This is a genomic window from Lysinibacillus sp. NPDC093688, from assembly GCF_050280145.1.
GTDB lineage: Bacteria > Bacillota > Bacilli > Bacillales_A > Planococcaceae > Lysinibacillus > Lysinibacillus xylanilyticus_B.
Map to the genome: position 1 here is coordinate 32,971 of NZ_JBNNUX010000016.1, position 13,326 is coordinate 46,296.

Annotated in this window: 22 protein-coding genes; 4 read left to right on the top strand and 18 right to left on the bottom strand. The window is 35.5% G+C overall.

Going from position 1 to position 13,326, the window contains the following annotated elements; translation table 11 throughout:
- Nucleotides 1-2: 2 nt before the first annotated feature.
- Nucleotides 3-428, bottom strand: a complete 426-nt coding sequence (locus ACQKN2_RS13780; RefSeq protein ID WP_427415442.1) for an acyl-CoA thioesterase — start codon at nt 426-428, stop codon at nt 3-5.
- A gap of 445 nt (nt 429-873) precedes the next feature.
- Nucleotides 874-2,124: an S-layer homology domain-containing protein gene (locus tag ACQKN2_RS13785; RefSeq protein ID WP_427415443.1), complete on the bottom strand. Its 1,251-nt coding sequence runs from the start codon at nt 2,122-2,124 to the stop codon at nt 874-876.
- A gap of 119 nt (nt 2,125-2,243) precedes the next feature.
- Here ACQKN2_RS13785 and ACQKN2_RS13790 point away from each other — a divergent pair, with 119 nt between their 5' ends.
- Nucleotides 2,244-2,342, top strand: a complete 99-nt coding sequence (locus ACQKN2_RS13790; protein WP_427415444.1) for an Ltp family lipoprotein — start codon at nt 2,244-2,246, stop codon at nt 2,340-2,342.
- Here the strand turns inward: ACQKN2_RS13790 and ACQKN2_RS13795 are convergent.
- The 4 genes from ACQKN2_RS13795 to ACQKN2_RS13810 form a co-directional block, all read right to left on the bottom strand.
- The gene (locus ACQKN2_RS13795) at nt 2,339-2,899 is read right to left on the bottom strand and encodes a hypothetical protein (protein WP_427415445.1); all 561 of its coding nucleotides are present in this window, start codon (nt 2,897-2,899) and stop codon (nt 2,339-2,341) included. The two genes, ACQKN2_RS13790 and ACQKN2_RS13795, sit on opposite strands and share 4 nt — an antisense overlap.
- Before the next feature lie 351 nt (nt 2,900-3,250).
- Nucleotides 3,251-3,592 (bottom strand): hypothetical protein, encoded by a 342-nt coding sequence (locus tag ACQKN2_RS13800; protein WP_427415446.1) that lies wholly within the window; start codon nt 3,590-3,592, stop codon nt 3,251-3,253.
- Nucleotides 3,593-3,643: 51 nt separating this feature from the next.
- Nucleotides 3,644-4,264: a hypothetical protein gene (locus ACQKN2_RS13805; RefSeq protein ID WP_427415447.1), complete on the bottom strand. Its 621-nt coding sequence runs from the start codon at nt 4,262-4,264 to the stop codon at nt 3,644-3,646.
- Nucleotides 4,265-4,459: 195 nt separating this feature from the next.
- The gene (locus tag ACQKN2_RS13810; RefSeq protein WP_427415448.1) at nt 4,460-4,906 is read right to left on the bottom strand and encodes a hypothetical protein; all 447 of its coding nucleotides are present in this window, start codon (nt 4,904-4,906) and stop codon (nt 4,460-4,462) included.
- A 138-nt stretch (nt 4,907-5,044) separates the two neighbouring features.
- Here ACQKN2_RS13810 and ACQKN2_RS13815 point away from each other — a divergent pair, with 138 nt between their 5' ends.
- The 3 genes from ACQKN2_RS13815 to ACQKN2_RS13825 all read left to right on the top strand — a co-directional run bounded on the left by ACQKN2_RS13815 (nt 5,045) and on the right by ACQKN2_RS13825 (nt 6,684).
- The gene (locus ACQKN2_RS13815; RefSeq protein WP_427415449.1) at nt 5,045-5,281 is read left to right on the top strand and encodes a hypothetical protein; all 237 of its coding nucleotides are present in this window, start codon (nt 5,045-5,047) and stop codon (nt 5,279-5,281) included.
- Between the two features lie 113 nt (nt 5,282-5,394).
- Nucleotides 5,395-5,634, top strand: a complete 240-nt coding sequence (locus ACQKN2_RS13820; RefSeq protein WP_427415450.1) for a hypothetical protein — start codon at nt 5,395-5,397, stop codon at nt 5,632-5,634.
- A gap of 333 nt (nt 5,635-5,967) precedes the next feature.
- Nucleotides 5,968-6,684, top strand: a complete 717-nt coding sequence (locus tag ACQKN2_RS13825; protein ID WP_427415451.1) for a stalk domain-containing protein — start codon at nt 5,968-5,970, stop codon at nt 6,682-6,684.
- 698 nt (nt 6,685-7,382) lie between these two features.
- On the opposite strand, the gene ACQKN2_RS13830 is transcribed toward ACQKN2_RS13825, so the two are convergent.
- From ACQKN2_RS13830 to ACQKN2_RS13885, 12 genes are all read right to left on the bottom strand, one after another.
- Nucleotides 7,383-7,535 carry a hypothetical protein gene (locus ACQKN2_RS13830; RefSeq protein WP_427415452.1) on the bottom strand — a complete coding sequence of 51 codons (153 nt, stop codon included), beginning with the start codon at nt 7,533-7,535 and terminating at the stop codon, nt 7,383-7,385.
- 158 nt (nt 7,536-7,693) lie between these two features.
- Nucleotides 7,694-8,317 carry a single-stranded DNA-binding protein gene (gene ssb, locus ACQKN2_RS13835; protein ID WP_427415453.1) on the bottom strand — a complete coding sequence of 208 codons (624 nt, stop codon included), beginning with the start codon at nt 8,315-8,317 and terminating at the stop codon, nt 7,694-7,696.
- Nucleotides 8,314-8,517: a DUF6877 family protein gene (locus ACQKN2_RS13840; protein WP_427415454.1), complete on the bottom strand. Its 204-nt coding sequence runs from the start codon at nt 8,515-8,517 to the stop codon at nt 8,314-8,316. The genes ssb and ACQKN2_RS13840 overlap by 4 nt, the downstream gene beginning before the upstream one ends.
- Nucleotides 8,498-8,782, bottom strand: a complete 285-nt coding sequence (locus tag ACQKN2_RS13845) for a hypothetical protein (protein ID WP_427415455.1) — start codon at nt 8,780-8,782, stop codon at nt 8,498-8,500. Before ACQKN2_RS13845 ends, ACQKN2_RS13840 begins: the two co-directional genes overlap by 20 nt.
- 104 nt (nt 8,783-8,886) lie before the next feature.
- Complete coding sequence (locus ACQKN2_RS13850; RefSeq protein ID WP_427415456.1) at nt 8,887-10,029, bottom strand: DnaD domain-containing protein; 1,143 nt, start codon at nt 10,027-10,029, stop codon at nt 8,887-8,889.
- Nucleotides 10,030-10,215: 186 nt separating this feature from the next.
- Nucleotides 10,216-10,938, bottom strand: coding sequence for an ERF family protein (locus ACQKN2_RS13855; RefSeq protein ID WP_427415457.1), 723 nt, complete (start codon nt 10,936-10,938; stop codon nt 10,216-10,218).
- Between the two features lie 190 nt (nt 10,939-11,128).
- Nucleotides 11,129-11,263, bottom strand: a complete 135-nt coding sequence (locus ACQKN2_RS13860; protein ID WP_427415458.1) for a hypothetical protein — start codon at nt 11,261-11,263, stop codon at nt 11,129-11,131.
- Nucleotides 11,264-11,323: 60 nt separating this feature from the next.
- A complete protein-coding gene (locus ACQKN2_RS13865; RefSeq protein WP_427415459.1) occupies nt 11,324-11,539 on the bottom strand; it encodes a hypothetical protein in 216 nt (71 codons plus the stop codon).
- Nucleotides 11,536-11,811, bottom strand: a complete 276-nt coding sequence (locus ACQKN2_RS13870) for a helix-turn-helix domain-containing protein (protein ID WP_427415460.1) — start codon at nt 11,809-11,811, stop codon at nt 11,536-11,538. The genes ACQKN2_RS13865 and ACQKN2_RS13870 overlap by 4 nt, the downstream gene beginning before the upstream one ends.
- Nucleotides 11,812-11,991: 180 nt before the next feature.
- On the bottom strand, nt 11,992-12,306 hold the full coding sequence (locus ACQKN2_RS13875; protein WP_427415461.1) for a hypothetical protein: 315 nt from the start codon (nt 12,304-12,306) through the stop codon (nt 11,992-11,994).
- A 14-nt stretch (nt 12,307-12,320) separates the two neighbouring features.
- Nucleotides 12,321-13,022 carry an ORF6N domain-containing protein gene (locus ACQKN2_RS13880; RefSeq protein ID WP_427415462.1) on the bottom strand — a complete coding sequence of 234 codons (702 nt, stop codon included), beginning with the start codon at nt 13,020-13,022 and terminating at the stop codon, nt 12,321-12,323.
- A gap of 31 nt (nt 13,023-13,053) precedes the next feature.
- Complete coding sequence (locus ACQKN2_RS13885; RefSeq protein WP_427415463.1) at nt 13,054-13,278, bottom strand: helix-turn-helix transcriptional regulator; 225 nt, start codon at nt 13,276-13,278, stop codon at nt 13,054-13,056.
- Between the last annotated feature and the right edge of the window lie 48 nt (nt 13,279-13,326).

The window sequence follows — 13,326 nt, forward strand, 5'->3', positions numbered from 1 at the left end:
TCCTATTTCGTCTCGCGTGCGATTTCTTTGTATTTCGCATCCCATGCCGGATCAATTTTACTTAAGGATACCGGACGTAACGTATCTTTTTGCGCTAGAATATGTACGGACTGAGCAGTCGCTGCAATCGTGCCGTCTTCATGTAAAATTTCATAGCCATATGTTGTACGTAAGCGATCGTGTTTTTCCACCCATGTACGAACCGTTGCCTCTTGGCCATAATGCATAGCAGCCTTATAAGAAACGGATAAATCCATCACTGGCGATACATAACCATCTTTTTCTAACTCTGCATACTCAAAGCCTGCATCATTGACTAACTGTGAACGACCTATTTCCATCCAAATGATGTAGTTCGCATGATACACTACGCCCATTTGGTCAGTCTCAGCATATCGAATTTCAATTTGTTTTTCACTTACAAACATTTTCTTCACCTCGTCCTACATTATAGCGTAAAAATATTGATTTGGCGGGGTTTTTGCATTTTTGATATGAAAAAAATAGAATATTAAATTTTTCAAAAACAAGGATTTTTATCTAATTCTTTATTTAGCAAAAAATGGTGTTGTCCGTTTTTACCCGTTGTACCCCACTTAATTGGGGTACAAATTGGGGTACACTGGGGTACTCAAAAATATAAAATTATTTAACACCGGGCAGGTGCAAAGGATTAATTAAGTGGAAAAAGTCACTCATTTTTTATACGAGTGACTTTTTTTACAATAGCAATATTAACAATCTTTAAAATTAAAATAAAATCTTTAATAATATTTCTTTGATAGGTTCATAATCGGTTAAGTCGGTCACTTCATCGCGGAGTGGTCTTAATTGTTATTAATTTGTCTCTATAAATACATTTAATTGTCATTTCTATTGCGGAATTTCATAATAGTAAAAACTATTATCGTCCGCTCGACCTGTTATTGATATTCCTGGTCGATTTAAGAAACTGCCTTCTGCCCAATATCGATATTTTCCGCCATTTTTAAAATCATTATCTAATACATTCTTAGGTGTTGAGATATTAAATTGTTCGCTTTTGCTTTTGTCAACACGAGATGATAATCCATAGCCCTCTAACGAGCCATCGGCAATGCCATGCAAACTAACGTCCCGACTTGGGACTAAAGTGTATTCGTAAAAAACTGTATAAAAATTTCTATTTAATCCATTATAAGATGGAGTATTTTCATTAAAGAACATATCTTTATAGATTCCTTTTGCTTTCGAACCAGTAGTATCTATCACTATTGCTCGTTCAATTGTCGCAACTCCTTTATTCAAATGAGTATGAGGCTTACCAAGAATAGCTTCATATCCTGTATATTTCGTTTTCTTGAAATTAGAAATTGTTAAGATGTTTGTTCCTGTGTTAGCAACCTCAAGCAACTCCTGTAATCCTGTGAAATCAGAAGGTGCTTTTTTCATAGCATCCATAAAGCGGATAAGAATTGTTGCTACCTCGGCACGAGTTGTATTACCGTTTGGTTTGAACGTAAAGTCACTGTAGCCAGAAAGCAATCCAGTACCTAGTGCCACCCCGATATAAGGTAAATCTTTTTTGTTTACCCCACCTTTGTAAAACTCAGGAATCGGAATAATTGTAAGGCTTGAATTCGCCATTTCTTCAATTGCTTTTGCATATTCAGGATTAGCATGAGCTAAACCATTTGCAAGCCAACGAGACATTTCACCACGCGTCATTGGTTTGTTTGGCTCAAATTTATTGTTCGTGAAGTCGCTCTCCTGAATAAATCCAACTGCTAATCCTTCTTGAATGGCATCAATTGCCCAATGTGAACCCACATCTTTAAATTTTGCAGTAGTGCGGTCTTTGCTATCGAACATCCTAGATAAGAATGTCGCAAACTCTGCGCGTGTAACTTGAGCAGATGGTTTATATGTACCATCCTCATATCCTGTTACTAGTCCTTTTTCAGCTACCTGTTTAATGGACTCATATGCCCAATGTGACTTAGTTACATCTTTAAATGTAGTTTTTGTTACTGATGCTGCTTCCACATTTTCACTTGCAACTGGAATAACGACAGCAGCTATCATCACACTCGTAGCTAGAGCTTTAATCATTATATTATTGCTAGATGATTTCCTATGTAACATTCCATACCTCTCCTTTAATAAAAACCATATGTACACACTAAAGTTACCACATAAGACCTAGATAAGGAATAAAAACTAAGTAAAAATGCCTTCTTTTATCCCTTTCTATCTACTTAACTATGAAAAGTATGTCTGATTCGGCTATTTCCGATCAATTGATTTCAGAATATGGGGGAAAATTCACTTCAGAAGAAGCGCAATACGCATTATTAATTTAAAATAAGTAATGCCTTCCACTATTAAAAGCATTACTACGTATTAGATCCGCGATGCCGTTTCCTATTACAAACTCGTCACTGTTTTGGACTGCAGATGAAGATTCACCTTTTAATTTTTTATTAAATTTTCCTATTGCTGTTGATGCATAATTGTTTGCGATTGTTTCTCTATTTTGTGCATGCGAGCAATAACCTTCTGCATTTGTATACCATCCTTCCGCATGAGAAGCATATCCAGAAGCATTTGTATACGGTCCTTCCGCATGAGAAGCATATCCAGAAGCTTCTGTACGCACACCTTCTGCATGGGAAAAATTTGCAGAAGCCTTTGTATCCATACCTTCTGCGTGTGAGCTACTTCCAAGAGCATTGGTATTCATACCTTCCGCATGTGAATTATAACCAGAAGATTCTGTACCCACACCTTCTGCATGGGAAATCAATAAACCTAATATGAATATCAGTAAGAAATTCAACGAATAATCACTTGTGATAATTCCGTAAGTTGAGAGTGATACAACTATGATTGAAAAAACAATTTGTAATATTGTTAGCAAAACTACCATCACCTTTTAAATATTGTACTTTGATTATACAATACAACAGGTAATGTGGATATAATTCCCAACCATTAGCCCTTTTATATTAATTAAGATACCTAATCTCTTAAAAATATGGGCCGGCAGTGTTTGTCGCGCTCCGAATAAGTTTATGGAGCGCAGGTCGGTCGTTGGTCTGTTTCTCCCTAATATTTGGTATTTTATAAATGCCCAGGAAGGAAAACCTTACCGCACCGACCTTCCTCCGAGTTTACATCATATTTTTTCGATTACAAAACATGCTACATGCTTTTCATTTGTTCCTTTTGTTACACATTAAAATGTATTCAAAATAGTTTTTTTCATATATTACTTTATTTCATTAAGTATTCTTGCAACTTTATATTCCCCTTTAATTTCTATTGCCATCATGCTATCAATATTATTCGTAATTTCCGTATTTTTTATTTTGTATAAATTTGTACCCTCACTTAGTTTATAACCTTCTTCATGATTTTTCGGTAATTCTTTTGTTTGTATTGTTATTTTCCCAATTTTCTCATCCAATTCATTTTTGGTTATTGGTTCGTTTGTTACAATATAATTATGTCCATTCCAATTAAACACTGGGTTGGATATATTGTGGTTTTCATTACAACCACTTAGTAATACAAAAATAAAAAGTAAAAAAAATACTATATGCTTTCTCATAGATGCCTTCCCTTCAAAAAAAGATGAAGGGTAAACCCTCCATCTTTTTATTTATTTGTATAAAATTTTCACATAGGTACTTTGTGCACTTGGATAATTTTCATAATACGTTTTCAGAAAAATCCCTGCAGGATTATATTCATCTACTTTATATTTTGTAACAATATACTTTCCGAATACTGCTGGTCTACTCCATTGACTATAATCTGCAGAAATATAATAACCGTTGCCTCCAGCATCAGCAATACTTACTGACAGTGGTCCATATGATACAGATACTGAAAATGATACACTAGATGTACTAAACCAATAACCACTTGCACGGTTATAACCACTGAAGCCAGGATGCCATCCAAAGTTATAATCAGATGATTCAGTCCATGTATTTACCTTTGTATAGACTTTTTGATTACAAGTAGCACATAATGGAGAAATACTTTGCTCACCTGTTTCTTGATTTGCATTTACAGAAAATGTATCAGGTAGATCTTCGTAAATAGTTACAACTTTCCCATCGACTTCTTTAGTTTCCAAAACTACATTTGTGTCAAATGGAGGAGTAGAGTTTAAAGTTTCGATATCCCCTTGCGCACCTAAAGCAACTGTTTGGTTGAATAAAAACAATGGTAATACTAAAATAGTACATAACAAAGCTAAACAAATTTTCTTCATTCCACATACCCCTTTCGATTATTTTATGCACCGGTACAACAATATAATTCCATCTTTTTAACAAAAAACCTTCTTTTTTTACAATTTTAGGTTATTAATACCTACAACTTAGTTAAATATACATATTTTTATCTTGTTAAATTTCACAAAAACATTTATATCGATATCAAAGACTAATAAAATAGCATAATATACTTATAAAACGTACTTTTTTAGCATTTGTTCTATAATATTAATCTTAATTCTAAATATCGTTGTACTAGAAAGCTTCATGTGCTTACCAATTGCTCTCATGCTATTCCCATTAAGAAGCCTATGCAGCACCTCAATTTCCCTGTCTCCTTGCACTAATGGAATACGCTTTTGCACCTCAACAACCTTAATTTCATATTCACGAATGCGTTTGTGACTTGAATACACTCGTCGCTGCACCTCAATAAATACTGGATCACTCGTACCACCACTTGCCTTTGGTAGTGTTGCTTCAATCCCATATATAGCTGTTTTTGCACCGATGTAGCTGTTGTTATCTACCTTCGCTACTGGCTGCCGTTCTTCTTTGATTGATTCAATCATCCAGCTATAGTCTTCAATCCACTGCAGTAAATTTTCTTTCGTTACCTTGTTTTGCCCTTGTTTCATAGGTTTGCCCTCCTACGGTGTGATATAATACTTTTGATAACCTCAAAGGGCATTAACCAATTCTTAGCTGTAGCGTGTAACGACGCTACACCTTTTTTATGTTACATTTTACAAAAAATACATATACGAGGTAATTCAATGGACATATTTTCAGGTTTAACCATTGGTGCAAGTCTGCTTTATTTCATTCCACCTATGTTATTACTACCTGTTGTAATGGTGATTTGTGTAGCAATTTATAGAGCTTTATTCGGAAAAATATTGCCAACTAAGGTTTATAATTTCTTGATGGGCCCAATTGCACTACTAGGTTTCTTTATTTGGGCTATTCCAATGGATATGGGGTTTTATGAATTTTTTAGAGCTATGTTTTAATCGCTCTATTTTCGTTTAATCTTCAAATTGTTCATCAGTCTGATGTAGCGTCTGCAAACGCTGCGGCTTTTTCTATGTCACAATTTACATATAATATAAAATGAGGTAATTGTATGGATTTATTAAAGGCTTTTGCATCTGGTGGATTAAGTGTGCAATTTATTATACTGCCAGTAATAATACTTATGGTTGTTGAAATTGGATGTATCGTTGTTTTTTCGTTAATCTTCGAAAAACTACTACCCGACAAAATTTATAAATACCTTTTAGTCTGCGTGACTCTAGTTGGTTTTTACATTTGGGCTGTGCCAATGAATTTAGGATATTCTGAGTTTATTAGAGAGATGTTTTAATCGCTCTATTTTGGAGAAGTAGCTTCAATCAAAGTTGCTAAACCTTAAAAATTCAAATAGTTTCGTACTGAAGCTGTAGCGTCTGCAAACGCTGCGATTTTTTTACTTTCTTTAATGGTTCATTCGATTAAACAAAGCTAATACATATAAACAAAGTGAACACATATACCTTCCTTATTTTTTAAAATAATATTAAACTTGCTAAAATTGTCCAATACATTATAATAATATGAGTAAAAAGGATCTTTGATTTTATTAATAAACAACGAACAAAGAACCATTACACTTGAGCAATATGTCTCATTCAATTAGATTTATGGAGGAATAAAATTTATGAAAAAAAAATTAATCGGATTTTCAGTTGCAGGTGCGCTCCTATTAGGTAGTGCGGGTGTTTATGCTAGTTCTAATAGTAAAACACTCGAAGTTTTCTATAATGTCAAAGATATCAAGATTAACCAGGTATCTAAGATGCCAGAAAACAAACCTTTTACATACAATGGTACTACTTATGTTCCTTTACGCTTCATTAGTGAGCAACTTGGATCTCCAGTGGAATGGGATAGCGCTAATCAAACAATAAATATAGGTAAAACAAGCGAAAAATCCGCTTTTTACCCTGGAAGAGATCTAGATTATATGAACTTCCAAAGCGAAGTAGGTTTTAGCGATTTATATAGTTATTCATTTAACCAAAAAACAATTTCTGATAATATTGGAAATGATTATAGCAACTACATTACAATTTCAGATAATTATAGGGGTGATCAATGGTCATTGCTTGAATTTCCTTTAAATGGTCAATACAACACTTTTAAAACTACTTTTGGATTGACTGAAGAAAGTAAAAATATATCTGCAGAATTAAAATTGGAAGTCTATCTTGATGAGAAATTACAAGAAACCTATACAATTTCTGCTGGTGAAATGCCAAAGAATATCGAATTAAAACTTAAAGGTGCCAATAAAATTGGCTTTAAACTAATTAAAAAAGAACGTACTGGAAATGATGCTACCGTTGGTCTATTTGATGCAAGATTTTATAAGTAAGGCATATTAAGGGAGGGAGGAAAATCCTCCCTTTAATTCTTCAATACAAATAAGTTCTTTATCCATTATTCAAATAATTTTCAAGTCCTCGACTCATCAAACAATTTTTCAAATATTACTTAACCCACCTACGCAAATTACAAATCTGCTCAAGCTCTTTCCCAATGCTCCGTAGTTGCCTATAAGTCTTGCTTTAGCCTTGCTCTACGTTGTTTTACCTCCTGTTAGAAGCCTGCTGATAAAACAACCTATCGCCGTTCTACCAGCAGTGTGTTTAGTTAAATTAAGTTTCCGTCAATTATCAACAATTCGGGATGGTCACTCTGCAATTGTTCTAAGATATCATTAGCAGGAATCAACTCCCACCCTCACCTTTTGTTTGGCAAAACTTAACGATGGCATGATCTCTATCGTTTCCATCAAAATTCCAAATCACCCTCGTCATCAGCAACCAATTCTACATATTTTTTCTTTGCTTGTTCCTCGTTTTCGGCTTTAATTAATGCGATATATGGATGTAAAAATCAAAGAATTTCAATTTGTTGTTCCTCCTTTTAGTCTTCAAGTTTAATGAGTTGTAATCTGTTATTTACTTTGCATTTCGAACGTCGATGATAAACATCTCCTGCAAAATTGTCTACAATGATTTCACGAAATAGACTTAGCTGCTTCATCAGATATCCTCCTAACAAAATCTATCAAAAACCAAATAAATCCATCTGTTTCCACTGATCCCGAGGTAATTCTTTTATTTCAGGTTCTACTTCAATTTTCTTTACTGGTATCTCTACCGCTTCGACCGTCTCAAAAGGAGCAATAATATCGAAATATTTCGTTTTATATGAACCCACTGGCGCATTATTTGGTCGATACCATCATCAATTGATTTTTGTGACCGTAATTTACGACCACATCTTTTACAACTAATCATTCAGCCCGCTCCTTCAGTACATCATAAACCCCTTTGCTGGTTTACTAATTACTTTCAGCACCGATATATCTCCTCTCATCAGAACGGTAAATAATCTTCTGAAACTTCTATCGGTCCTCTGCTTTTTGCAAATGGATCTTCATCCACCCGTGTATAGTTCGGCTGATTCATTGGTAGTTGATTTTGTTGATAAGAATTGTTCCCAAATGAATTTTGGCCAGGCATAGCTCCACCAAATTGTTGCTGCTGTTGACCACCCCCATATGCTGGTTGATTGTTTCCAAAAGCTTGACCTCCGTATTGGGGCTGGGGCGGTTGATTTTGCTGATATGGATTTTGCTGCTCCTGATATTGAGGAGTGTTCGGTTTACCTCCTGTGTTGGTCCGTGGTTCTAAAAACTGAATGCTATCCGCTACCACATCGGTAGTGTAAACACGCTTACCATCTTGACCCTCGTAGCTCCCGGTTTGAATACGGCCTTCAATCCCTAGTAAATTTCCTTTCCGTTGATAGTTTGCTAGATTTTCAGCTTGCTTACGCCAAGCAACACAAGAGATGAAATCAGCATCGCGTTCCCCTTGCTCGTTAGTAAACGTACGATTGACTGCCAATATGAAACGGCATGAGGCAATACCATTTGGGGTATATCTAAGTTCTGGATCTTTTGTAAGACGCCCAACTAATACGGTACGATTAATCATTTTAAAACCTCCCTTTGGGTTGCAATTCCTGCTTGTATGTTATTTTCAAGGTACCTAAGCTGTTGCAGGGCGTAGTGAGGGCATTTGCTATCGCTTAATCGCTTCTGTACGTCTTGGAGGACTTGAAGCGGAAAAAGGTACTCACTTATGAGTTGGTTTATACGATCTGATATTTCCTCATTAGTCATGATCTTCACCATAGAGTGCTTGTCGTGCAATTGCTAATTGTTGGTCATTCATATTAGCAGCAGTTTTAATTAAATCCATATCACCCATTGATACACTCCCCTTTACTTTAGTAACTCTCTTAGGCATTCCATATCGTTTACGTACTTCATCACGCGTCATATTGTGCACTAATTTACAGTGAGTTTTAGTGATGATGGTACCAATATGACCACAATTATCGACCGGACATTTCACAAATTCATTACCAATTGCATTCCATGACTTATTTAAAGACAATTTGTCATGTCACCTCCTAATGCTTTGTAACGGCTTTTATCAAAGCTCTATCGGTTAGATTGCTCACTGATTGACCGTTTGCTTGAAGAATCTTAATCAGATAGTCACGAATTTTTTTGTGTCTTTTCATACTGCTTATGCCCCCTATCTAGCTTGGCTAATATTTTATGTCGCTCTGCTTCGAAGTCTACTGGTTCTGTAGGCTCCGATGGTTCTATAGGCTTTTGAGAAGATTCATTATTTCTGTTTTTAAACCATTCAGGTACAACCTCTTCGCGTCTAGGTTTCTGATAAGTCTTTTGAGTTCTATTTTGTTGTTGAGCTGCTTTTATACGTTGATTCTTCCAACGCAAATCTTCTGCTTCGATTGCTTCAAGAGTGAACAACTTTTTATGCCACCAATCTTGTAAAATAGTCTCTACGTAACCCCAAGTAGTTTTACCGTTCATAACCGCTTTCTCCATTGCGTATATAACTATCGGCTCTGACAAGTCATTAATCCAATTGTCAATTTTGTTTATTACGAGAGAACCTAATGCACCAAAATGATTTTGCTCGTAAAATGCAAATGCATTTTGTTTTAGTGGAGTTGAAGGTTTTGACGCTGAGCAAGCAGGCACCCTTTGATCATCATCATCATTATTATTATTTTCTGTAGTAATCTTTGTATTTGTAATCTCTGTAGTAATCTCTGTATACGTATTGCCCTTACGGGTAGGAGGTGTTTCCCTTATGGGCAATACCCTCTCACCCTGGAGGGTAACACCCTGTTCCCCTTGAGGGTAAGACCCTGTTTCCTTTATAGGTAACACCCTATTGCCCATAAAGGTAATACCCTCCAAAAGACCTATGTTTAGATCAATAAATAAAACATTTGATAAAGATGTTCCATTTGTTTGGACTGTACGGAACTCACGTCTTATAACAGCTAGTTTTTCTAAACGATCCATTGCTACTCTTACTTGTTTTTTACTAAAACCAAATTGATCGACAAAGCTGTCATAAGAACGTTGTAGAGCATCCGCTTTAAACTTCTTTTTAATTCCTATTAGTCGACCTGACGCCTCTTCTTTTACATAAGAAGGACGGTACCAATAAACAATTTCGCTTAGCAAAGTAATCGCAATTAAATCTGGCTTTCCAGTGCTTTCTAGTCGAATATTTTCATACCATGTATGCGGTATCACATTACCTTCCAAATGCATTTGACCGATTGCATCTACTGTAGTATTACCTGTTGTAAACATTAGGTTTGCCCTCCTATAAAATGTCGTCCTTACGCTCACATATTGCGAAACCACCACGTATTTCAATAGTTCTATAGTTTTGGTAACGTTGCATGTATTGCACCACTAAACGTATTAATTCATCTTTGTCTCCCTGAGACTGATCAAAAATCGATTGTGGTAAAAGGACCCTATGTGGCACATATCTCATTGTGCTTGTGGCGGTTTAAGGTTTAATACATAGTTAATAACCATTGCCGCTTCTCTATCAGTTAAATACTTTGGATGTTTGTCAGGTATCCTACATTGTTGAAGTGCCCCATTGAAAAAGGCCATTCCATCTGCATTAAAAGTATTGGCTACTTCGTTAACCACTTTTATAAGATGGTTATATTGTTCTTGATTAACTAGTTTACGTTCCTGATCTTGATTTCCCTGATGAGTTGATTGTGTTTGTTTAGGATAACTATTTTGTTGCTGTTGCTGATCCATATATTGATAGTCATTACCGCTAGCCCCGTTTGCGTCGTCATCTTTTTCTGTTGCAATACCTAGCATAGCTGCTAGACTATATCGCTTCATGTATGTGATTTGACCTCCAAAATCCTGCATACTTTGTGCTGCAGGGAATTTGAGAGGATAAGATTTCACATACTCACCTGACTCATGTAAAAAGATAGTTTCTACACAAGCCATTGTTAAATTACCTTCCACAGTCGAATAACTATTCTGCATGATTGATAAATTATTGTTGATAAAAATAGGCCTTACAGCATCGAGTATTCCGTTTAAATCGGTATATTCAAACGTGTAAGTACTTCCTCTTTTTGTCTTTACATTAACCGTTGCATTGTGTTTTGGTGTTTGAATAGCAGACCAAGCTTTAGCAAGTGCTGCTGAAATATTAGAATTACTCTCGGAAAAAATCATCTCTTCCCTCCTAGTTGATTTTTTTAGGACAGTGACGTAAAATATTAAGTAACTATTTTTTACAAGTTTTCTTTTTAAGGACTGCTGCTGGAACAGTAGTCCTTTTTAATTTCACCGTCTTATTTGTGTTATAATTAACTTGTATAAGTTGTCATTGGTGTTTAATCGTTCCCGCGATTAAGCAGCTTTTTTATTGCCAAAAAGCAATAATTGCTGGTACACCAATTGCTATGATGATCAGCCCACACATCACACAAAACTCCTTATGTTTTTGATCTCGCCCATCATCTGGCATATAAAGATAATTAACTAACCTCTTCAGCATCTGAACCACCACTTACCCACTAAAACCAAGCGTTCTTGTAACGAAAACTTGTCCCATTTTTTAAACTTGAACATTTGGCACCTCCAACTGTTTCAAGCCTTTAATGATCTTATCCACTTTCACGTAATCAATTTTCTGACTTGCCTGTAATGCTTCTAAACTACGAATAATGTCGTATGCCCTTTCTATGGCTACTTCATAATCTTCAATAACCACATTCACTTCCAATGCACCGATAGCTCCGTAGATCGCCTTACGGTGCTTGATTATTTTCATAACATCCACTTAAACATTCCTCCTATAAACATTGGTACTGTTTGTAAAAATTGAATTGCTGCATCAGCACTAAATAACGCTGCTATAACAACATCTTGTGAATTTGTTATTGCTGCTGCTTTAGCTAAGAATGTTGCCTCACATGAAATGAGGTTTTGTTCTATACGGCTAATCGTTGATTGTGTCGTGTGCATTAAATCTGCAAACACCTCTTGCGAAAGTTTCGCCTTCTTTCGGCACTTTCTGATTAGGCCTCCAACATCTGAATTCATATTTTTCCACCCTTTTTATGCAGTTTGCGCATACTATGCATGCGTTGCATTGTTTCTCTATTAAGTTAGCTTTAATATTGAGATAAGAGGTTGATTTGCCCCAACCTCTTACTAGATTGGTTGTTTGACTTGAGGCCATTTGCCCTGGCCTCTCCTAATTGCACCTGCCCGTGCTTTTGATTAATTCCATTCATTCATAATGATGTTTTTAATAGTTTTTGCTGTAGGTTCATATAACCAGACTCTTTTTCCTTTAAATCCACGTTGTCTCTCATATTGCTTGATACGTGGATCACATAAGATATGTTCTTCTAGGAACGTTTTCTTAAAAGTTGTTGCTCTCATAATGTCATCGATATCCCAAAATAAAATTTCAGGTCTAGCTGTTTCGCTAATGAGTTCGCGCAGTTCGGACGTGATTTTTTCTTTTGTGATTCCTGACATTTCAAATAAAGTTTTAATGACCATACTTTCACTTGGTGAAGATTGAATCATTCTATCCCTCCTATTTATGAAACTTTTCGAGGAATCCAAGAATCGATATAACGTAGTGCTAGTTGTAAATCTTGACGTCGTAAATCTTTGTAACTTGCTACAGCAAAACGATCTTTAATTTCACGATATAATTCTCGGAACAACTTAGAGCGTAATTTTGTATCTTCTTCAACTTGATAAATTTTAGAACCAACAGCCTTTTGTACAGCTCTTTGCTCACCTGATGCTAGTGTTATTTGTTCTTCTACTTTTTCATTAATTTTTGAAAGTTCCTTGCGGATTTCATGTTGTTCTTCTTTTATTGCTTGAGTATCTTCTACTAGATCTGCTGTTGTACGTAAGACTGTTACTAGTGCTTGATCTTTTGATAAAGCTACAACTTTTTCTTTTACGTTGTAGTACTCGTCTACTAAAAGTTCGTAAGCATCCCAAGCACTGTCTGTGTTAAGTGATTTAGCATGTAACCATGCTCCTTTTTCAGTCCAAAGATAAAGCGTTTTAGCATTTTTAGAACCATCGTGAATATCAAGACGGTGTAAAAATTCGCATTTTTCTTCACCTTCTAAAGCAATAAAATGTTTACCCAGTTTGTACCGATCTCTGTTGTAATTGAAGTTATAGCTGATTCTGTCAGATGTCGTTTCAAAACTTTCAGCTAATTGAGTTGTTGTTAATACACGATGGTTATCATGGACGATGATTCTTAATTGATTCATGTTATAACCTCCAAATCATATTTACTTCTCTCTAAAGACACATTTTGTGTCCTTTGTGTTTAAAAAAAATTTCATCAATTGTAGTCCCATAGTAATCGGCTATTCTCTTTGCTAAGTATAATGATGGTGTTCTATCACCTCTTTCAATTGCGCCTAGCATCTGAGGAGTAATTTTTAAATCAAAAGCCACATCAGACCTAGCTTTTTCACCTCGAAGTTTTATTAATGCTTCTCTATTCATTAAAGTGATCTTCATTTTCTCACCTCCACCGAAAGAAACATTTTGTTTCTACATACACATCAT

Coding starts and splice junctions, on each gene's coding strand:
- ACQKN2_RS13780 (WP_427415442.1), bottom strand. CDS start 428: ATGTTTGTAAGTGAAAAACAAATTGAAATTCGATATGCTGAGACTGAC.
- ACQKN2_RS13785 (WP_427415443.1), bottom strand. CDS start 2,124: ATGTTACATAGGAAATCATCTAGCAATAATATAATGATTAAAGCTCTA.
- ACQKN2_RS13790 (WP_427415444.1), top strand. CDS start 2,244: ATGAAAAGTATGTCTGATTCGGCTATTTCCGATCAATTGATTTCAGAA.
- ACQKN2_RS13800 (WP_427415446.1), bottom strand. CDS start 3,592: ATGAGAAAGCATATAGTATTTTTTTTACTTTTTATTTTTGTATTACTA.
- ACQKN2_RS13805 (WP_427415447.1), bottom strand. CDS start 4,264: ATGAAGAAAATTTGTTTAGCTTTGTTATGTACTATTTTAGTATTACCA.
- ACQKN2_RS13810 (WP_427415448.1), bottom strand. CDS start 4,906: ATGAAACAAGGGCAAAACAAGGTAACGAAAGAAAATTTACTGCAGTGG.
- ACQKN2_RS13815 (WP_427415449.1), top strand. CDS start 5,045: ATGGACATATTTTCAGGTTTAACCATTGGTGCAAGTCTGCTTTATTTC.
- ACQKN2_RS13820 (WP_427415450.1), top strand. CDS start 5,395: ATGGATTTATTAAAGGCTTTTGCATCTGGTGGATTAAGTGTGCAATTT.
- ACQKN2_RS13825 (WP_427415451.1), top strand. CDS start 5,968: ATGAAAAAAAAATTAATCGGATTTTCAGTTGCAGGTGCGCTCCTATTA.
- ssb (WP_427415453.1), bottom strand. CDS start 8,317: ATGATTAATCGTACCGTATTAGTTGGGCGTCTTACAAAAGATCCAGAA.
- ACQKN2_RS13840 (WP_427415454.1), bottom strand. CDS start 8,517: ATGGTGAAGATCATGACTAATGAGGAAATATCAGATCGTATAAACCAA.
- ACQKN2_RS13850 (WP_427415456.1), bottom strand. CDS start 10,029: ATGTTTACAACAGGTAATACTACAGTAGATGCAATCGGTCAAATGCAT.
- ACQKN2_RS13855 (WP_427415457.1), bottom strand. CDS start 10,938: ATGATTTTTTCCGAGAGTAATTCTAATATTTCAGCAGCACTTGCTAAA.
- ACQKN2_RS13860 (WP_427415458.1), bottom strand. CDS start 11,263: ATGCTGAAGAGGTTAGTTAATTATCTTTATATGCCAGATGATGGGCGA.
- ACQKN2_RS13865 (WP_427415459.1), bottom strand. CDS start 11,539: ATGAAAATAATCAAGCACCGTAAGGCGATCTACGGAGCTATCGGTGCA.
- ACQKN2_RS13870 (WP_427415460.1), bottom strand. CDS start 11,811: ATGAATTCAGATGTTGGAGGCCTAATCAGAAAGTGCCGAAAGAAGGCG.
- ACQKN2_RS13875 (WP_427415461.1), bottom strand. CDS start 12,306: ATGATTCAATCTTCACCAAGTGAAAGTATGGTCATTAAAACTTTATTT.
- ACQKN2_RS13880 (WP_427415462.1), bottom strand. CDS start 13,022: ATGAATCAATTAAGAATCATCGTCCATGATAACCATCGTGTATTAACA.
- ACQKN2_RS13885 (WP_427415463.1), bottom strand. CDS start 13,278: ATGAAGATCACTTTAATGAATAGAGAAGCATTAATAAAACTTCGAGGT.